The 18109-nt window shown below is 66.2% G+C and carries 19 protein-coding genes; 15 read left to right on the top strand and 4 right to left on the bottom strand.

Going from position 1 to position 18109, the window contains the following annotated elements:
- Window positions 1-8: 8 nt before the first annotated feature.
- Window positions 9-434, bottom strand: a complete 426-nt coding sequence (locus GTP90_RS13155; protein WP_161083971.1) for a YybH family protein — start codon at window positions 432-434, stop codon at window positions 9-11.
- Between the two features lie 42 nt (window positions 435-476).
- On the bottom strand, window positions 477-683 hold the full coding sequence (locus GTP90_RS13150; protein WP_117014229.1) for a zinc-finger domain-containing protein: 207 nt from the start codon (window positions 681-683) through the stop codon (window positions 477-479).
- Between the two features lie 137 nt (window positions 684-820).
- Here GTP90_RS13150 and GTP90_RS13145 point away from each other — a divergent pair, with 137 nt between their 5' ends.
- The 12 genes from GTP90_RS13145 to GTP90_RS13090 all read left to right on the top strand — a co-directional run bounded on the left by GTP90_RS13145 (window position 821) and on the right by GTP90_RS13090 (window position 13743).
- Window positions 821-1567: an AzlC family ABC transporter permease gene (locus tag GTP90_RS13145; RefSeq protein WP_161083970.1), complete on the top strand. Its 747-nt coding sequence runs from the start codon at window positions 821-823 to the stop codon at window positions 1565-1567.
- Entirely contained in the window at window positions 1560-1892 is a 333-nt protein-coding gene (locus tag GTP90_RS13140; RefSeq protein ID WP_161083969.1) for an AzlD domain-containing protein, read from the top strand. The genes GTP90_RS13145 and GTP90_RS13140 overlap by 8 nt, the downstream gene beginning before the upstream one ends.
- Window positions 1893-1957: 65 nt before the next feature.
- Complete coding sequence (locus GTP90_RS13135; RefSeq protein WP_117013991.1) at window positions 1958-3172, top strand: phosphoglycerate kinase; 1215 nt, start codon at window positions 1958-1960, stop codon at window positions 3170-3172.
- A gap of 178 nt (window positions 3173-3350) precedes the next feature.
- Window positions 3351-4802, top strand: coding sequence for a pyruvate kinase (pyk, locus tag GTP90_RS13130; protein WP_161083968.1), 1452 nt, complete (start codon window positions 3351-3353; stop codon window positions 4800-4802).
- Window positions 4803-4880: 78 nt separating this feature from the next.
- Complete coding sequence (gene fba / locus GTP90_RS13125; protein ID WP_117013989.1) at window positions 4881-5945, top strand: class II fructose-bisphosphate aldolase; 1065 nt, start codon at window positions 4881-4883, stop codon at window positions 5943-5945.
- A 121-nt stretch (window positions 5946-6066) separates the two neighbouring features.
- Window positions 6067-6960 carry a phosphoribosylaminoimidazolesuccinocarboxamide synthase gene (locus tag GTP90_RS13120; protein ID WP_161083967.1) on the top strand — a complete coding sequence of 298 codons (894 nt, stop codon included), beginning with the start codon at window positions 6067-6069 and terminating at the stop codon, window positions 6958-6960.
- Between the two features lies 1 nt (window position 6961).
- Window positions 6962-7462 carry a 5-(carboxyamino)imidazole ribonucleotide mutase gene (gene purE / locus GTP90_RS13115; protein WP_161083966.1) on the top strand — a complete coding sequence of 167 codons (501 nt, stop codon included), beginning with the start codon at window positions 6962-6964 and terminating at the stop codon, window positions 7460-7462.
- 32 nt (window positions 7463-7494) lie between these two features.
- Entirely contained in the window at window positions 7495-8667 is a 1173-nt protein-coding gene (locus GTP90_RS13110) for a 5-(carboxyamino)imidazole ribonucleotide synthase (RefSeq protein ID WP_371875050.1), read from the top strand.
- On the top strand, window positions 8664-9740 hold the full coding sequence (locus GTP90_RS13105; RefSeq protein WP_161083964.1) for an L-threonylcarbamoyladenylate synthase: 1077 nt from the start codon (window positions 8664-8666) through the stop codon (window positions 9738-9740). Before GTP90_RS13110 ends, GTP90_RS13105 begins: the two co-directional genes overlap by 4 nt.
- 144 nt (window positions 9741-9884) lie before the next feature.
- Complete coding sequence (locus tag GTP90_RS13100; protein WP_161083963.1) at window positions 9885-11429, top strand: alpha/beta hydrolase family protein; 1545 nt, start codon at window positions 9885-9887, stop codon at window positions 11427-11429.
- A 181-nt stretch (window positions 11430-11610) separates the two neighbouring features.
- Window positions 11611-12987 (top strand): SGNH/GDSL hydrolase family protein, encoded by a 1377-nt coding sequence (locus GTP90_RS13095; RefSeq protein WP_161083962.1) that lies wholly within the window; start codon window positions 11611-11613, stop codon window positions 12985-12987.
- A gap of 75 nt (window positions 12988-13062) precedes the next feature.
- The gene (locus tag GTP90_RS13090) at window positions 13063-13743 is read left to right on the top strand and encodes an OmpW/AlkL family protein (protein WP_161083961.1); all 681 of its coding nucleotides are present in this window, start codon (window positions 13063-13065) and stop codon (window positions 13741-13743) included.
- A gap of 64 nt (window positions 13744-13807) precedes the next feature.
- On the opposite strand, the gene GTP90_RS13085 is transcribed toward GTP90_RS13090, so the two are convergent.
- Together GTP90_RS13085 and GTP90_RS13080 are read right to left on the bottom strand one after the other, a co-directional pair.
- Window positions 13808-14992, bottom strand: coding sequence for an acyl-CoA dehydrogenase (locus tag GTP90_RS13085; RefSeq protein WP_117013981.1), 1185 nt, complete (start codon window positions 14990-14992; stop codon window positions 13808-13810).
- Between the two features lie 97 nt (window positions 14993-15089).
- Window positions 15090-15593, bottom strand: a complete 504-nt coding sequence (locus GTP90_RS13080; RefSeq protein ID WP_161083960.1) for a flavin reductase family protein — start codon at window positions 15591-15593, stop codon at window positions 15090-15092.
- Between the two features lie 109 nt (window positions 15594-15702).
- Here GTP90_RS13080 and msrA point away from each other — a divergent pair, with 109 nt between their 5' ends.
- From msrA to GTP90_RS37435, 3 genes are all read left to right on the top strand, one after another.
- Window positions 15703-16254 carry a peptide-methionine (S)-S-oxide reductase MsrA gene (gene msrA / locus GTP90_RS13075; RefSeq protein WP_161083959.1) on the top strand — a complete coding sequence of 184 codons (552 nt, stop codon included), beginning with the start codon at window positions 15703-15705 and terminating at the stop codon, window positions 16252-16254.
- 16 nt (window positions 16255-16270) lie between these two features.
- Window positions 16271-17329, top strand: coding sequence for an HD domain-containing phosphohydrolase (locus GTP90_RS13070; RefSeq protein ID WP_161083958.1), 1059 nt, complete (start codon window positions 16271-16273; stop codon window positions 17327-17329).
- Between the two features lie 7 nt (window positions 17330-17336).
- Window positions 17337-18109 (top strand): GGDEF domain-containing protein (locus GTP90_RS37435; protein ID WP_308937305.1); only part of this gene is annotated, 773 nt, incomplete at its 3' end.

Below are 18109 nucleotides of genomic sequence, written 5' to 3'. Positions count from 1 at the left end.
GGCGAAACTTAGTGCAGGATCTGGCTGTGCGTATCGGCCGGCGCCGGACCCGGCGCCACCGACACGTGGTGCAGCACGATGCGCCAGCCGCGCGGCGTCTTGACATAGACGTTGGTGGCGACCAGGTGCGCGGCCTCGCCGCCGGCCGCCGTGCCCTCGACCACGGTGTGCACGGAACTCATCAGGTTGTGCGTCTCATGCAGCTGCGACGGCATGATGTGCAGGCCGCCATGCTCCAGGACCGCCGCCCACGAGCTGCGGATCGCCGCGTGCCCGATCAGGCGCGGCCCGCCCGGATGCACGCAGACGATCTCGTCGTCGTCGGCCCACAGGGCCATCAGGGCATCGAGGTCGGCGCGGTTGAGCGCGTCGTAAAACGCCGATTCGGTCTCGGCGGCACTGCCGTTCAACTGCTTGACTCGCTTGGTGGGCATGCTGGCTCCGTGGCGCTGGCTGGCGGTGGTGTGGCGGTTATTTTAGTGGTGGCCGACGACGGTGCCCGGCTTCAGGCGGTAGGCGGTGCCGCAGTACGGGCACTTGGCGATGCCGTCGTGGTTGAACTCCAGGAACACGCGCGGGTGGGACGACCACAGCGGCATGGCCGGATTCGGGCAGTGGGCCGGCAGGTCCTTGCCTTCGAGCTCGACTGCGTTGGTGGCGGCGGACGTGTGGGCGTTGGTCATATTCGTGTGCTCCGGAAGGCTGAGGAAAACCACGATTTTAACGGATTCGCGCATTGAGCAAAAATCATCGGTAAAATAGCGCCTCTACAACCCCGGTGCGGCCTGCTATGTGGCAGGAATGCCACACGAAGACGCACATGACCGAATTGAGCAGCGCACCCCCTCCACCCTACGTCGCGGAGCACCACGAACCCTCGTGGCGCGAAGGCCTCAAGACCGGTACCCCCACCTTGTTCGGCATCGGCGCCTGGGGTCTGGTGGTCGGCATCGCCATGGTCAAGAGCGGGCTGACGGTGCCGCAGGCGCTGGGCATGACGCTGCTAGTGTTTGCCGGATCGGCCCAGCTGGCGGCCTTGCCGCTGATCGCCTCCCACTCGCCGATCTGGGTCATCTTTGCCACCGCCTTCGTGGTCAACCTGCGTTTTGTGATCTTTTCAGCCCTGCTGGCGCCGCACTTCGCCCAGCTGCCCTGGCGCAAGCGCTTCCTGCTGGGCTACGTGGCCGGCGACATGACGGTCGCCATGTTCCTGCAAAAATACCCCAGCGAGGCGCCCCAGGTCGGCAAGCTGTCCTATCTGAAGGGCCTGCTGTACCCGAACTGGGGCGCCTGGCAGGTCGGCTCCATCGCCGGCATCTTCCTCGGCAGCACCGTGCCCACCGAATGGGGGCTGGGCTTTGCCGGCACGCTGGCCATCATCTGCGTGATGGTTCCGCTGGTGGCGGGGCGGCCGGCGCTGTGCGGCGTGCTGGTGGCCGGCTTGGTGTCGGTGCTGGCGGCCGGGCTGCCGTACAAGCTGGGCCTGCTGCTGGCCGTGCTGGTCGGCATGCTGACGTCGATGGCGATCGAAGAGGGCATCGACAAATGGAGGAAAACCCATGGCTGACTGGGAAATCTGGCTCATCATCGGCGTGCTGGCGCTGGCCACCGCCGCCACCCGCAGCTCGTTCTGGCTGATCGGCCAGCACATCACCATTCCCAAGCGGGTGCAGGAAATGCTGCGCTACGCGCCGGCCTGCGCGCTGGCGGCCATCGTCGCGCCCGACCTGGTGCTGGTGGATGGCCACGCGCTGCTGGACCTGAGCAACCTCAAGCTGGTGTCGGGAATTGTCGCCACGATCTTTTATTTGCTGCGACGCAATATGTTGCAGACTATCGTGTTCGGCATGGCGTTTTATACGGCTTTGCGCTTGCTCCCTGTATTTCAATAACAGATAAATCACACCGCGCTTGCGGTAAAATAGCGCTCTTTCTTCAACTCGACCCTTGGGTAGCCATGTCAGCTGTTCTGAACTTCATCCGTCTGCAAGATCTCATCGCCCAGAATGCGCTGCAAGGCAAGCGCGTCTTCATCCGCGCCGACTTGAACGTGCCGCAGGATGATGCCGGCAATATCACCGAAGATACGCGCATCCGCGCGTCCGTTCCCGCCATTAAGGCAGCTGCGGCCGCCGGCGCCAAGGTCATGGTCACGTCCCACCTGGGCCGCCCGACCGAGGGCGAGTTCAAGCCGGAGGACAGCCTGGCGCCGGTCGCCGCGCGCCTGGCCGAGCTGCTGGGCCAGCCGGTCGAGCTGAAACAGAACTGGGTCGACGGCGCCGGGCTGGAAGGCCTGCAGGCCGGCCAGGTGGTGCTGCTGGAAAACGTCCGCGTCAACAAGGGCGAAAAGAAGAACAGCGACGAACTGGCGCAGAAAATGGCCGCTTTGTGCGATATCTACGTCAATGACGCTTTCGGCACCGCGCACCGCGCGGAAGCTTCCACGCACGGCATCGCCAAGTTCGCGCCGATCGCCTGCGCCGGCCCGCTGCTGGCCGCCGAGCTGGACGCGCTGGGCAAGGCGCTGGGCGCCCCGGCCCGTCCGCTGCTGGCCATCGTGGCCGGTTCCAAGGTCTCGTCCAAGCTGTCGATCCTGAAGGCGCTGGCCGACAAGGTCGACAACCTGATCGTCGGCGGCGGCATCGCCAACACCTTCATGAAGGCCGTCGGCCTGAACATCGGCAAGTCGCTGGTGGAGAACGAGCTGGTCGATGAAGCCAAGGCCATCATCGAGATCATGGCCAAGCGCGGCGCGCAGGTGCCGATCCCGGTCGACGTGGTGTGCGCCAAGGAATTCTCGCCAACCGCGGCCGCCACCATCAAGGCCGTGGCCGACGTGGCGGACGACGACATGATCCTGGACATCGGCCCGCAAACCGCCGCCATCCTGGCCGCGCAGATCGGCGCCGCCGGCACCATCGTCTGGAACGGCCCGGTCGGCGTGTTCGAGTTCGACCAGTTCGGCGAAGGCACCAAGACGCTGGCGCTGGCCATCGCCAACTCCAAGGCGTTCTCGATCGCCGGCGGCGGCGACACGCTGGCGGCCATCGCCAAGTACGACATCACCGCGCAGATCGGCTATATCTCGACCGGCGGCGGCGCCTTCCTGGAGTTCCTGGAAGGTAAGACCTTGCCGGCCGTGGAGATCCTGACCCAGCGCGCCGCGAAGTAAGTGAAAAAGCACGGTCGTGCGTTGTAGCAAATTGACAGTAAAATCCAGGTAATGCCTGGGAATGGCCTGATTTTTGTAGCTTTGCTACATTTCATCGGGCCGCCACACAAACAGCGCAGCTTTTCCTGGTCCCCGCCTGGCGGGGACTGTTCGCTAGCCCAAACGCTCAAGGATTACTATGTCCCGTGGTACTAAAATTGTCGCAACGATCGGCCCAGCCTCCACTGATTTCAATGTCCTGGTCAAAATGATACGTGCCGGTGTCGACGTCGTGCGCCTGAATTTCTCGCACGGCAAGGCACAGGATCACATCGACCGCGCCCGCCTGGTGCGCGAGGCGGCAGCCGAATGCGGCCGCGAAGTGGCGATCATGGCGGACATGCAGGGTCCTAAAATCCGCGTTGGCAAGTTTGAAAATGGTAAGATTGACCTCGCGAACGGCGATAAATTCATCCTGGACGCGAAATGGGGTGAAAACGGCGAACTGGGCAACCAGGACCGCGTCGGTCTGGACTACAAGGCGCTGCCGCAGGATTTGCGCGCCGACGACAAGCTGTTGCTCAACGACGGCTTGATCGTGCTGGTGGTCGACAAGATCGTCGGCCATGAGATTTACACCACCGTGAAAATCGGCGGTGAGCTGTCCAACAACAAGGGCATCAATCGCCAGGGCGGCGGCCTGACCGCGCCGGCGCTGACCGCCAAGGACATGGAAGACATCAAGACGGCAATGAGTTTCCAGTGCGATTACCTGGCGATCTCGTTCCCGAAAAGCGCGACCGACATGGAAATGGCGCGCCAGCTGGCCAATATCGCCGGCGAGCCGTTCGGCCACAAGCCGATGATGATCGCCAAGATCGAGCGTGCCGAAGCGATCCCTGTGCTGCAGGAGATCCTCGACGCCTCGGACGGCATCATGGTCGCGCGTGGCGACCTGGCGGTGGAAGTGGGCAACGCGGCGGTGCCGGCGTTGCAGAAGCGCATGATCAAGATGGCGCGCGAGTCGAACAAGCTGGCGATCACCGCGACCCAGATGATGGAGTCGATGATCTTCAACGCCGTGCCGACCCGCGCCGAAGTATCGGACGTGGCCAACGCGGTGCTGGATGGCACGGATGCGGTGATGACCTCGGCGGAAACCGCCTCGGGCCGCTATCCGATCGAAACGGTAGAGATGATGGCCGCCATTTGCGTGGAAGCCGAGCAGTCCGAGTACAACAAGCTCGACGCCGACTTCCTCAACGCGACCTTCACCCGGATCGACCAGTCGATCGCCTACGGCGCGCTGTTCACCGCGCACCACCTGGCGGTGAAGGCCATCGTGGCGCTGACCGAGTCCGGTTCGACCGCGTTGTGGATGAGCCGTCACAACATCGATACGCCGATCTTCGCGCTGACGCCGAGCGTGACGACCCAGCGCAAGGTGGCGCTGTACCGCAATGTGAAGGCCTACAATTTGCTGCAGAAGGCCGGCAGCGCGGAAGTGTTGAAACAGGCCGAGGATCTGCTGGTCGAGTACGGCATCGCGAAGAAGGGTGACATGATCGTCGTCACCTGGGGCGAGCCGATGGGCCAGGTCGGCGGCACCAATGCGCTGAAGATCGTCAAGGTTGGAGAATTTACCAAGTAAGTCCGGTAGCGCCGCCCTCGCGGAACGAGGGCGGCATTGCTCCGGCAACCAGGTTTTTTTATTGTTTGGAGTATTACCATGTCCCTCGTATCCATGCGTCAACTGCTGGACCACGCCGCTGAAAACGGCTATGGCATCCCTGCGTTCAACGTCAACAATCTGGAGCAGGTGCAGGCCATCATGGCCGCCGCCGACGCCCTGAACGCCCCGGTCATCATGCAGGCCTCGGCCGGCGCCCGCAAATATGCCGGCGAAGCCTTCCTGCGCCACCTGATCGACGCCGCCGTCGAAGCCTACCCGCACATCCCGGTCGTCATGCACCAGGACCACGGCCAGTCGCCGGCGGTCTGCATGGCCGCGATCCGCTCCGGCTTCACCTCGGTGATGATGGATGGCTCGCTGGAAGCGGACGGCAAGTCGGTCGCCTCGTACGACTACAACGTCGAAGTGTCGCGCGAAGTGGTCAAGTTCTCGCACGCGATCGGCGTGACCGTTGAAGCGGAACTGGGCGTGCTCGGTTCGCTGGAAACCATGAAGGGCGACAAGGAAGACGGCCACGGCGCCGACGGCACCATGACCCGCGAGCAGCTGCTGACCGACGTGGCCCAGGCCGCCGACTTCGTGCAGCGCACCCAGTGCGACGCGCTGGCGATCGCCATCGGCACCTCGCACGGCGCCTACAAGTTCACCCGCAAGCCGACCGGCGACATCCTGGCCATCGACCGCATCAAGGAAATCCACGCCCGCATCCCGAACACCCACCTGGTGATGCACGGTTCGTCGTCGGTGCCGCAGGAACTGCTGGCCATCATCCGCGAATTCGGCGGCGACATGAAGGAAACCTACGGCGTGCCGGTGGAAGAGATCCAGGAAGGCATCCGTCACGGCGTCCGCAAGATCAACATCGACACCGACATCCGCCTGGCCATGACCGCCGCCGTGCGTCAGTTCATGTTCCAGAACCCATCGAAATTCGATCCACGCGACTTCCTCAAGCCGGCCCGCGCCGCTGCCGAGCAGGTCGTGCGCGCCCGCTTCCAGGCCTTTGGCTGCGAAGGCCAGGCGTCCAAGATCAAGGTCATCCCGATGGAAAAAATGGCCGAGCGCTACAAGGCCGGCGAGCTGTCGCAGATTGTGAAGTAAAATTCTGTTTTGGAACGGACTGGTTCTTTCGGGAACCGGTCCAACTCTCTTGACCGGCTAGCAAGGTTTTCCCTGCGCCGGTTTTCGCTTTTCTATACCGCTAGTCTATCCACCTCCCGCTATGAACAGCCTTTACCAGACCTCCATCAAGTCCCTGCCACTCCTCGGCCACGGCAAAGTCCGCGACAACTACGCTGTCGGCGACGACAAGATTTTGATCGTCACCACCGACCGCCTGTCGGCCTTCGACGTCGTCATGAACGAGCCGATTCCCGGCAAGGGCATGGTCCTGAACCAGATGAGCGATTTCTGGTTCGAGAAGCTCGGCCACATCGTGCCGAACCACCTGACCGGCGTGGCGCCGGAATCCGTGGTGGCCGCCGACGAAGTCGAGCAGGTCAAGGGCCGCGCCGTGGTCGCCAAGCGCCTGAAGCCGATCATGGTCGAGGCGGTGGTGCGCGGCTACATCATCGGTTCGGGCTGGAAGGATTACCAGGACACCGGCAGCATCTGCGGCATCAATCTGCCAGCCGGCCTGCAACAGGCCGAGAAGCTGCCCGAGCCGCTGTTCACCCCGGCCGCCAAGGCCGACCTGGGCGAGCACGACGAGAACATCAGCTACGCTGAAATGGAAAAGCGCATCGGCGCCGAACTGGCCGCCAAGATGCGCGACGTCAGCATCGCGCTGTACAAGGCCGCCGCCGACTACGCCGCCACGCGCGGCATCATCATCGCCGACACCAAGTTCGAATTCGGCCTGGACGAAAACGGCGTCATGCACCTGATGGACGAAGTGCTGACCGCCGACTCGTCGCGCTTCTGGCCTGCCGATTCGTACAAGCCCGGCATGTCGCCACCGTCGTTCGACAAGCAGTTCGTGCGCGACTACCTGGAAACCCTGACCTGGGGCAAAACCGCACCAGCGCCGGCGCTGCCTGCCGACGTGATCGACAAGACCCAGGCCAAGTACTTCGAAGCCATCGAGCGCCTGACCGGCCAGAAGCTGAAGGCATAACATGGCAGATCAGAACAAGCCACTGGTCGGCGTCATCATGGGTTCGTCGTCGGACTGGGACGTGATGCAGAACGCGGTCGCCATCCTCAAGCAGTTTGGCGTGCCGTTTGAAGCGCAGGTCATTTCCGCGCACCGCATGCCGGACGAGATGTACGCCTATGCCAAGAGCGCCCGCGCGCGCGGCCTGCGCGCCATCATCGCCGGCGCCGGCGGCGCCGCCCACCTGCCTGGCATGGTGGCCGCGATGACCATCGTGCCGGTGCTGGGCGTGCCGGTGCCGTCCAAGTACCTGCGCGGCGAGGATTCGCTGCTGTCCATCGTGCAGATGCCCAAGGGCGTGCCGGTGTCGACCTTCGCCATCGGCGAAGCCGGCGCTGCCAACGCCGCGCTGACGGCGGTCGCCATGATCGCCGCCACCGACGGCGCGCTGGCCGACCGGCTGGAAGCGTTCCGCGTCTCGCAAACCGATGCCGCCAAGGCCATGACTTTACCGCTTGAATAATGAGTAAACAGTTTTCACCTCAGTTGTCACCCATGCTGCCCGCCGCCAATCCGCCAGCCTGGCTGGGCGTGATGGGCGGCGGCCAGCTCGGCCGCATGTTCGCCCAGGCCGCGCAAAGCATGGGCTATCAGGTGGCCGTGCTGGAACCATCCGATGATTGCCCGGCCGGCCAGGTCGCCCAACGCCTGGTCAACGCCGGCTACAGCGACGCCGCCGGCCTCGACGCGCTGGCCGCGCAATGCCTGGCCGTCACCACCGAATTCGAGAACGTGCCGGCCGACAGCCTGTCGCGCCTGGCGCAGCAGGTGTTCGTCGCGCCCAACGCGCATGGCGTGTCGGTGGCGCAGGACCGCATCGCCGAGAAGCGCTTCTTTGTCGACTGCGCGCCCAAGTCGGGCGTGATGCCGGCGCCGCACAAGGTGATCGCCTCGCATGCGGACATCGACGCCATCGGCGACGAGCTGCTGCCCGGCATCCTGAAGACCGTGCGCATGGGTTACGACGGCAAAGGGCAAGTGCGCGTGCGCAGCCGCGAGGACGTGCGCGCCGCCTTCGACAGCATGGACGGCGTGACCTGCCTGCTGGAGAAAATGCTGCCGCTGGCCTATGAGGTTTCGGTGCTGACCGCGCGCGGCGCCGACGGCGAATCGGTGGTCTATCCGATCGCCGAGAACGTCCACCGCGACGGCATCCTGTTCACCACCACCGTGCCGGGCCCGAACGTGTCCGACGCCAGCGCGAAGAAGGCGCAGCAGGCGGCGCAAGCCATCGTGGCCGAGCTGGGTTATGTCGGCGTGCTGTGCATCGAATTCTTCGTGCTCACCGACGGCAGCCTGGTGGTCAATGAGATGGCGCCGCGCCCGCACAACAGCGGCCACTACACGATGGACGCCTGCGTCACCAGCCAGTTCGCGCAGCAGGTGCGCGCGATGGCGCGGCTGCCGCTGGGCGACGTGCGCCAGCATTCGCCGGCCGTGATGCTCAACATCCTCGGCGATGTCTGGTTCACCGACGACAGCGATGCCACGCGTGAGCCGGCGTGGGACCAGGTGCTGGCGCTGCCGGGCGCCTGCCTGCACCTGTACGGCAAGGACGATCCGCGCCGCGCCCGCAAGATGGGCCACCTGACCTTCATCGCGCCGACGCTGGAGCAGGCGCAGCAGCAGCTCGCCGCCGCTTGCGCCATCTTGGGCATCGCGCCGTGAAGCAGCAGCCAGCAACGGTAGCCGGCCCCGCCGCCATCGCGGCGGCGGCGGCGATCCTGGAGGAGGGCGGCCTGGTGGCCTTCCCCACCGAGACCGTCTACGGCCTGGGCGCGGACGCCGAGAACCCGGCGGCCGTGGCCCGCATCTATGAAGCCAAGGGCCGGCCCAACGACCATCCGGTGATCGTGCACGTCGCCCCCGGCGCCGACCTGGACTACTGGGTCACCGACATCCCGCAAGAGGCGCGCCAGCTGGTGGCGGCCTTTTGGCCGGGACCGCTCACGCTGATCCTGAAACGCGCCAGCCACATTCCCGACGCCGTCTCCGGCGGCCAGGACACGGTCGGCATCCGCTGTCCGTCGCATCCGGTGGCGGTGGCCTTGCTGAGCGCCTTCAAGGGCGGCAAGGGCGGGGTGGCGGCGCCGTCCGCCAACAAGTTCGGCAACGTCAGCCCGACCACCGCCCAGCACGTGCGCGACGAGTTCGGCCTGGACGAGCACGACGACGGCGCCACCGACGGCGAAGGCTGCAGCGGTGCGCTGCTGAGCACGGTCCTCGAAGGCGGCGCCAGCCAGGTCGGCATCGAATCGACCATCGTCGACCTGTCGCGCCTGGCCACGCACGGCCCGGTGCTGCTGCGTCCCGGCCACATCAGCGCGCAGCAGATTGCCGACGTCATCGGCGCCATGCCGGCCGCGCCGGACCAGGCCGCGCCACGCGCCTCCGGTACGCTGGAATCGCACTACGCGCCGCGCACGCCGGTCACCATGCTGGATCCGGCCGAGCTGACCGCCGCGCTGGCGCAGTTGCAGGCGCGCGGCGTCAAGGTCGCGGTCATCAGCCACGCCCTGCCGGCCCTGCCGGCCGGGATGCCGCAGCAACGGTTGCCCGCCGATCCGGCCGGCTACGCCTACGGCCTGTACGCCGCGCTGCGCGACATGGACCAGACCGGCTCCGGCCTGATCCTGGTGGAGACCCCGCCGCAGGGCGCGGAGTGGCTCGGCGTCAACGACCGCCTGCGCCGCTCGGTGTTCGGCTCGGCCGGCGTGATCGCCGCGCTGCTGAAAAAATAGGCGATGCGGCATCGCAACAGATTGATGCGATGCCGTTGCTTATCTGCTAAGATAAAGTGTTGCCGATCGTCATAGAACGCTCGGCCACCTTGACCTTTCAGCAGCGGCCGCCTTGGCGCCCTGCACCTTTTCCAGGGATGCGCCATGCACACCACCGCTCGTTGCTCATTGATTTCCCTTGCCGTCCTGCTGGCCTCCTGCGGCGGCGGCGGCGGTTCGCCCGCCAACCACACCGGCGGCGATATCGTGGTGCAGCCACCGGCCACCCAGTTGCGCGGCATCCCCATCGGCGGCGCCACGCTGGTGCCGGCCGTGCTCGACGGCGGCGCCAAGTCCGGCACGATCGAACCGGCCGCCATGCAGAAACTGGTGGAGTCCTCCGTCACCCTCGGCACCGCCGTCACCGGCACGCCGACCTGCGCCGTGACCACCTACACGCTCAAGTACCACACCATCGATTCGCTGGCGGCCGACACCGACGCCAGCACCGCCATCATGGTGCCGTCCGGCGGCAATGCGGCGTGCCAGGGCGGCCGCCCGGTGATGCTGTACGCGCACGGCACCTCGGCGCTCAAGACCACCGACATGGCCAACCTGTCCGGCACCGAGGCGCGGCTGGTGGCGGCCATGTACGCGGCCCAGGGCTACATCGTGGTGGCGCCGAACTACGCCGGCTACGCCGGTTCCTCGATGGCCTACCACGCCTACCTCGACGCCGGCCAGCAGGCCGATGACATGATCGACGCGCTGCGCGCCGCCCGCGGCGTGTTCGCCAGCATCGGCGCGGGCGCGTCCAGCCGGCTGATGGTGAGCGGTTACTCCCAGGGCGGCTTCGTGGCGCTGGCCACCCAGCGGGCCATGCAGACCAGATACGCGGGGGAATTCACGGTCACGGCGGCGGCGCCGATGTCCGGCCCCTACGCCTTGCTGCAATTTGGCGACGCCATCTTCAACGGCGCGCCGACGGTCGGCTCCAGCGGCTTCATGCCGATGCTGATCAACGCCGGCCAGCGCGCCGGCGCCGGCATCTACGCCAGCCTGGGTGACGTCTACGAGGCCAAGTACGCCACCGGCATCGACACGCTGCTGCCGGGCACGCAAAGCCTGGGGGCGCTGGTGAGCGCCGGCAAGCTGCCGGACGACGTGCTGTTCGCCCAGGATTCGCTGCCGCAGACAGCTGGCTACGCCTCCTATTTCGGCGCCGACCATCTGATCAAGACCAGCTACCGCAACACCTACCTGGCCGACCTCAAGGACCACCCCTGCAACGTCAGCGACAGCGCGCCGCTGGGCTGCGCGCCGGTCCAGCCGCTGCGCAAATGGCTGCAGAGGAACGACCTGCGCACCTACACGCCGAGCGTGCCGCTGTTCCTGTGCGGCGGCAACCGGGATCCGGTGGTGCCGTTTTCCAACACCGACGCCGCCGGCGCGTATTTCCGCGCCCACACCATGGCGCCGGGCCTGTTGACGGTGCTGGACCTGGACGATTCGTCGCTGTTGGGCGCCTACCGCGACACCCGCCTGGAATTCGGCCTGGCCAAGCAGGCCTTGCGCCTGGGCGTGCTGCACGACACCGGCTCGGGCGGCGCGGCCGACAAGGCGGTCAACGACGCCTATCACGCCGGCCTGGTGGCGCCGTTCTGCCTGCGCGAGGCGCGCAAGTTCTTTGATTCTGCACCATCGAGGTGAGAACCCTTTGATGTAGATTAACTCCTAAGATAATACGGCCGAGCAAACGTTCTTTTTTGCCACAAACTTGTACGATTTCTTGTGCTGCGCTATACAGCCGCGAATAACGCTGGCATATTAGTTGGGTTGCGAATAGCACGGCCGTTCGTATCAAATAAATAAAAATTTCTTAGGAGACAACATGCGTCATACCAAATTTGCACTTGCTGCAATGACCCTGGCCGTCCTTGCGGGTTGCGGCGGAACCGATCCCAAACCCGGCGATCAAACCATCAAAGTCAAATACAGCAGCCAGGTATCGTTTGGCGACAGCCTGTCCGACGTCGGCTCCTACGCCGTCGGCACGGTGGCCCTGCTCAAGGGCGGCAAATTTACCATCAACGGTGACAACACCGCGGTCGCGTCCACGCTGACCGGCAAGAACTGGACCGAACTGATCGCCGCCCAGCTGGGCGTGGCCGCCCCGTGCGCGGCCGTGACCGGTCTGGACGGCGACGCCACCAAGGGCTTCTCGGTGCCGCAGGTGGCCCACGCCGGTTGCTACGGCTACGCCCAGGGCGGCTCGCGCGTGACCAACCCGGTCGGCCCCGGCAACAAGCTGACCGGCAACCCGCTGGGCGCGCTGACCATCCCCGTGGTGACCCAGATCGCCAACCACCTGAAAGCCGTCGGCGGCAAGTTCAAGGGCGATGAAATGGTGTTCGTCATGGCCGGCGGCAACGACGCATTGTTCCTGCTCACCAAGCTGGGCGACGACGCCACGGCTGCCGGCACCGCCGCCGGCGGCGCCGCCTACGTGACCAGCCTGGTCGGCCAGCTGGCCGCCGGCGCCACCGATCCGGCCAGCGCCGCCGCCGCCATCGGCCTGGCCGCGCAAACCGAAGCAGCCAAGCCGGGCAGCACCCAGACCTCGATCACCATGGCGGCAGTTGGCGCCGCCGCCATCCAGCCGGGTAATTCGGCTGTGGCGTCGCAGGCTGTCTGGGGACCGATGACCGTCAAGGCCGGCGCTGACGCCACCGCCGCCGGCACCAAGGCCGCCACCGACTTTGCCGCCGCCCATGGCCCGGAACTGGTCGCCGCCATGACCACCGCCGGCAACGAACTGGTCAACCTGGTCAAGACGCAGCTCGTCGCCAACGGCGCCAACTACGTCACCGTCAACAACCTGCCGGACGTGGCCACCACGCCGAAGGGCCGCCTGCTGCCGACATCGACCCAGGCGCTGATCAACGCCATGGTCAGCGCCTTCAACGGCGCGCTGTCCACCGGCCTGGCGTCGGAGTCCAAGGTGCTGATCGTCGACGTGTTCTCCGTCAGCCACGACCAGGCCACCAATCCCGGCCCGTACGGCCTGACCAATGTGTCGGAGACCGCGTGCGACCTGAACGTGGCGAAGAATCCGCTGGCCAGCTCGCTGACCTGCAACGCCGGCAACCTCAAGTCGGGCGACGTCAGCCACTGGTCCTTCGCCGACGACGTCCATCCGTCGCCGTTCAACAACCTGCTGCTGGCGCGCTACGTGGCCGAGAAGCTGGTGGTCAAGGGCTGGCTGTAATTCAGTCGTCGCAGGCGGCAGCCGCCCTTGGGCGGGCGGCCGCCGGACTCACAACATAAAACATCAGGAGACGATATGAAGAACACGGTAAAACTGCTGGCGCTGGCCGCCGCACTGACGGTGGCCTCGGCCGCATCGGCGCAACAAAGCGCCGGCACCTGGCTGGGCACGCTGGGCATCAACAAGATCACGCCGAAAGTGGATTCGGGCGACGTCTCGGCGCCCGCGCTGCCGGGCACCAAGGCCGACGTCGGTTCGGACACCAAGCCGCGCTTCGCGATCGCCTACATGGTGACCGACAACATCGCCGCCGAACTGGACCTGGGCCTGCCGTACAAGCACGACCTGATCGGCTCGGGCGCGATCCAGGGCACCGGCAAGGTGGGCACGTCGGAGGTGCTGCCGCCGACCGCCTTCCTGCAGTACCGCTTCCTGCCGGCCAACTCGAAGTTCCGTCCTTACGTGGGCGTGGGCGTGACCTACGCGATGTTCCAGAAGGAGACCGGCTCCGGCCAGCTGACCGCGCTGCTCAACACCGGCGGCCCCGGCACCACCTTCAAGCTGGACGACAAGTGGGCGATGAGCTACCAGATCGGCGGCACCATGAAGATCAACGAGAAATGGTTCATCGACGCCACCGTCATCAAGACCAAGCTCAAGACCGTGGTGCATTTCTCGACCGGCCAGGTGCAGGATGTGCGGCTCGATCCGCTGGCCGTCAGCGTCAGCGTCGGCTATAACTTCAAGGGCTTCTAGCCGTTTGGACGTAAAAAAACCGCCGAGGCCAAAAGCCCGGCGGTTTTTTTTATGCCCGTCCCGATTACTGGAAGGCCTGGATGCCGGTCTGTGCGCGGCCCAGGATCAGCGCGTGGATGTCGTGCGTGCCCTCGTAGGTGTTGACCACCTCCAGGTTGACCATGTGGCGGATGATGCCGAACTCGTCCGAGATGCCGTTACCGCCCAACATGTCGCGCGCGACGCGGGCGATGTCCAGCGACTTGCCGCAGGAGTTACGCTTCATCATCGAGGTGATTTCCACCGCCGCCGTGCCGGCGTCCTTCATGCGGCCCAGCTGCAGGCAGCCCTGCAGGCCCAGCGTGATCTCGGTCTGCATGTCGGCCAGCTTCTTCTGCACCAGCTGGTTGGCGGCCAGCGGACGGCCGAACTGGTGGCGGTCCAGCACGTACTGGCGCGCGGTGTGCCAGCAGGCTTCGGCCGCGCCCAGCGCACCCCAGGCGATGCCGTAGCGCGCCGAGTTCAGGCAGGTGAACGGACCCTTCAGGCCGCGCACGTCCGGGAAGGCGTTCTCTTCCGGGCAGAACACATTGTCCATCACGATCTCGCCCGTGACCGAGGCGCGCAGGCCGAACTTGCCGTGGATGGCGGGGGCGCTCAGGCCGGCCATGCCTTTTTCCAGCACGAAGCCGCGGATCGCGCCTTCGTCGTCCTTGGCCCAGACCACGAACACGTCGGCCACCGGCGAGTTGGTGATCCACATCTTGGCGCCGGTCAGCGCGTAGCCGCCCGGCACTTTCTTGGCGCGGGTGATCATCGAGCCCGGATCGGAGCCGTGGTTGGGTTCGGTCAGGCCGAAGCAGCCGATCCACTCGCCGGTGGCCAGCTTGGGCAGGTATTTCTGTTTCTGCGCCTCGGTGCCGAACTCGTAGATCGGCACCATCACCAGCGACGACTGCACGCTCATCATCGAGCGGTAGCCGGAGTCGACGCGCTCGACTTCGCGCGCGATCAGGCCGTAGGCCACGTAGTTCAGGCCGGGACCGCCGTACTGTTCCGGGATGGTCGGGCCCAGCAGGCCCAGTTCGCCCATCTCGCGGAAGATCGAGGTGTCCATCTTCTCGTGGCGGAACGCCTCCAGGATGCGCGGCGCCAGCTTGTCCTGGCAATACGCGGCGGCGGCGTCGCGCACCATGCGTTCGTCGTCGGTCAGTTGCTGGTCCAGCAGCAGGGGATCGTCCCAGTGGAATTGCGCGCGGGCTTGGCTCATGTGTGGTCTCTCATTATGAAAATGTGGGAAGTCTGCCCGGCATTCTATGCCGCGGCCGCCGTCACGGCTTTTCAAATGGCGACACCAATTTCCGTTTTTAGCCCAGGCTGCCGAACTGGCCGCCGTGGAAAATCAGCGGCGGCGACGGCGAGAACTCGCACAGCTCGACCTCGCCGACGAAAATCACGTGGTCGCCCTCCGGGTAGCGGCTGCGGTTGTGGCATTCGAACCAGGCCGAGGCGCCCTTGAGGATGGGCTGGCCGGTGCGCGACAGCTCGTATTCGGTGTTTTCCCACGGATCGATGCCGCGCGTGGCGAACTGCTTGGCCAGGTGCGCCTGGCCGGCCGACAGCACGTTGATGACGTAGTGCGAGTTGCCGGTGAAGATGGGCATGCTGTTGGCCGTGGTGGCCAGGCTCCACAGCACCAGCGGCGGATCGAGCGACACCGAATTGAAGGAACTGGCCGTCAGGCCACGGAAGGTGCCGTCCGCCAGCCGGGTGGTGATGACGGTGACGCCGGTGGCGAACTGGCCCAGCGCCTGGCGGAAATGGCTGGTGTCGAAGGGGCGCTGGTCGGCGCGGGGGGAACGAGTGTGCATGGTGGGCCTGTGAACTTTCAGCCATTATGCCAAAGTTTACCGCGCCATAGCGGATTGCCCTGGTTTGCGTTACAGTGACCCCATAGGCATTCTTCTACGCGGGGGAATCATGACGAGTCAGTCCGCGCCGGGCACGGCGCTTGAAACAGCGTATCTGGGCGGCGGCTGCTTCTGGTGCACCGAGGCTGTGTTTGCGCGGGTCAAGGGTGTTGTTGATGTCGAGTCCGGCTATGCAGGCGGCCACCAGCCCGACCCCACCTACGAGCAAGTCTGCGCCGGCGGCACCGGCCACGCCGAAGTGGTGAAATTGCAATTTGATCCTTCCGTCATCGGTTTCCGCGACCTGCTGGAAATCTTCTTCACCATCCACGATCCCACCACGCTGAACCGCCAGGGCAACGACGTCGGCACCCAGTACCGCTCGGTCATCTTTTACCAGTCGCCGCAGCAGGAAGCCACGGCGCGCCAGGTGATCGCACAGATGGCCGGAGTGTGGGACGCGCCCATCGTCACCGAGCTGGCGCCGCTCACGGCCTACTATCCGGCCGAGCCCTATCACCAGGATTATTTTACCCAGCATCCGCTGCAGAGCTATTGCGCCTTCGTGGTGGCGCCCAAGGTGGCCAAGTTCAAGAGCACCTACGCGCAGCGCCTGAAATGACGACCGGAGAACGCGGATGAAGGTAGTGCTGGTCGACGATACCCACATCAACCTGGTGCTGATGTCGCGCCTGGTCGACAAGCTGCAGGGCGTGAGCACCATCGGCTTCCAGTCCGCGCGCGAGGCGCTGGCCTGGTGCAACGCCCATCCCTACGACCTGCTGATCGTCGACTACATGATGCCGGATATGAACGGCCTGGAGTTCATCGCCCGGCTGCAGGCGCCGTCCGACCAGCGCCCGCCGGTGCTGATGGTCACCGCCAGCGTCGACCTCGACGTGCGCCACCGCGCGCTGGAGAACGGCGCCAGCGACTTCCTCATCAAGCCGATCGACAAGGTCGAGTTCCTGGCGCGCACCCGCAACATGCTGGCGCTGCGCAGCGCCACGCTGAGCCTGCAGCACCGCGCCAGCTGGCTGGCCGACGAGGTGGCCAAGGCCACGGCCGAGCTGTGCGCGCGCGAGCAGGAAACCATCATGCTGCTGTGCCGCGCCTCCGAGTACCGCGACCCCGAGACCGGCGCCCACATCCAGCGCATGGCGCGCTACTCGCGGCTGATCGCGGCCGGGCTGGGCCTGTCCGACGAGCAGCAGAGCGACCTGCTGAACGCCGCGCCGATGCATGACATCGGCAAGGTCGGCACGCCCGACCACATCCTGCTCAAGCCCGGCCGCCTCACGCCCGAGGAGATGGCCGTGATGCGCCAGCACGCGGAGATCGGCTACAACATCCTCAAGGACTGCAAGGCGCGCACGCACAAGCTGGCCGCCGAGATCGCGCTGACCCACCACGAGCGCTACGACGGCCAGGGCTATCCGCGCGGCCTGGCGGGCGAGGCCATTCCACAGGCCGGCCGCATCGTCGCCGTGGCCGACGTGTTCGACGCGCTGACCAGCGTGCGCCCGTACAAGCCGGCGTGGAGCATGGAGGCCGCGCGCCAGCACCTGCTGGACCACAGCGGCGCGCATTTCGATCCGCGCTGCGTCGCCGCGCTGCTGCAGCGCTGGGACGAGGTGCTGGACATCCGCGCCCGCTTCCAGGACGAGCAGGGCGGCCCCGCCGCCGTCACACCCTGAGCCCGCCATGGACCAGGACAGCCAGGTCGACCAGATCCGCCTCGCGCTGGCGGCGCAGGGCGCGCACGAGCTGGCGCGGCTGCTGGAGCCGCAACTGGCCGCGCTGGCCGAGCTGGAGCTGTCCGGCGTCGACGACCTGGGCCGCTACCTGCAGGCCAACGCCAGCCAGCTGCGGCGCCTGGCCGGGCTGGTGCGCATCGTCGACGTCAACGCCGCCGCGCTGGCGCAGGTGGGCGCGGCGCCGGGGCGCCACGGGGCGCCGCAACTGACGCTGGCGCAAAACTTCGACGAGGCCGCCATGCCCAGCTTCGCGCTGGCGCTGACCGCGCTGGCGCAGGGCCAGCACTTCTTCGCCTGCGAGGGCAGCTTCGAGCGGCTCGACGGCACGGTGCGCCTCAACGAGCTGACCCTGCTGGTGATGCCGGGCCACGCGCACAGCCTGGACTTCGTCATCGTCTCGACGCTGGACGTGACCGAGCGGCGCCGCCTGCACGACGAGCTGCGCGTGCTGGCCACCACCGACTTCCTGACCGGCCTGCCGAACCGGCGCGAGTTCATGCGCCGGCTGGAGGACGAGCACGCGCGGCTGCGGCGCGACGCCGGCGGCTGCGCCGCCGTGCTGCTGCTGGACGTCGACCACTTCAAGCGCATCAACGACGCGCACGGCCACGCGGCCGGCGACGCCGTGCTGCGCCAGCTGGGCGCGGCGCTGCGCGAGGGCCAGCGGCAGATCGACGTGGTCGGCCGCATCGGCGGCGAGGAGTTCGCGCTGCTGTTGCC

It is taken from the genome of Duganella vulcania (assembly GCF_009857655.1).
GTDB classification, from domain to species: Bacteria; Pseudomonadota; Gammaproteobacteria; order Burkholderiales; family Burkholderiaceae_D; genus Rugamonas; species Rugamonas vulcania.
The sequence above is the reverse complement of the archived record's forward strand: the minus strand, read 5'-3'. Positions and strand labels throughout refer to the sequence as shown.

Coding starts and splice junctions, on each gene's coding strand:
- GTP90_RS13155 (WP_161083971.1), bottom strand. CDS start 434: ATGCCCACCAAGCGAGTCAAGCAGTTGAACGGCAGTGCCGCCGAGACC.
- pyk (WP_161083968.1), top strand. CDS start 3,351: ATGTCCCGTGGTACTAAAATTGTCGCAACGATCGGCCCAGCCTCCACT.
- msrA (WP_161083959.1), top strand. CDS start 15,703: ATGACGAGTCAGTCCGCGCCGGGCACGGCGCTTGAAACAGCGTATCTG.
- GTP90_RS13090 (WP_161083961.1), top strand. CDS start 13,063: ATGAAGAACACGGTAAAACTGCTGGCGCTGGCCGCCGCACTGACGGTG.
- GTP90_RS13080 (WP_161083960.1), bottom strand. CDS start 15,593: ATGCACACTCGTTCCCCCCGCGCCGACCAGCGCCCCTTCGACACCAGC.
- purE (WP_161083966.1), top strand. CDS start 6,962: ATGGCAGATCAGAACAAGCCACTGGTCGGCGTCATCATGGGTTCGTCG.
- GTP90_RS13145 (WP_161083970.1), top strand. CDS start 821: ATGACCGAATTGAGCAGCGCACCCCCTCCACCCTACGTCGCGGAGCAC.
- GTP90_RS13100 (WP_161083963.1), top strand. CDS start 9,885: ATGCACACCACCGCTCGTTGCTCATTGATTTCCCTTGCCGTCCTGCTG.
- GTP90_RS13095 (WP_161083962.1), top strand. CDS start 11,611: ATGCGTCATACCAAATTTGCACTTGCTGCAATGACCCTGGCCGTCCTT.
- GTP90_RS13150 (WP_117014229.1), bottom strand. CDS start 683: ATGACCAACGCCCACACGTCCGCCGCCACCAACGCAGTCGAGCTCGAA.
- GTP90_RS13110 (WP_371875050.1), top strand. CDS start 7,495: ATGCTGCCCGCCGCCAATCCGCCAGCCTGGCTGGGCGTGATGGGCGGC.
- GTP90_RS13070 (WP_161083958.1), top strand. CDS start 16,271: ATGAAGGTAGTGCTGGTCGACGATACCCACATCAACCTGGTGCTGATG.
- GTP90_RS13140 (WP_161083969.1), top strand. CDS start 1,560: ATGGCTGACTGGGAAATCTGGCTCATCATCGGCGTGCTGGCGCTGGCC.
- GTP90_RS13135 (WP_117013991.1), top strand. CDS start 1,958: ATGTCAGCTGTTCTGAACTTCATCCGTCTGCAAGATCTCATCGCCCAG.
- GTP90_RS13120 (WP_161083967.1), top strand. CDS start 6,067: ATGAACAGCCTTTACCAGACCTCCATCAAGTCCCTGCCACTCCTCGGC.
- fba (WP_117013989.1), top strand. CDS start 4,881: ATGTCCCTCGTATCCATGCGTCAACTGCTGGACCACGCCGCTGAAAAC.
- GTP90_RS13085 (WP_117013981.1), bottom strand. CDS start 14,992: ATGAGCCAAGCCCGCGCGCAATTCCACTGGGACGATCCCCTGCTGCTG.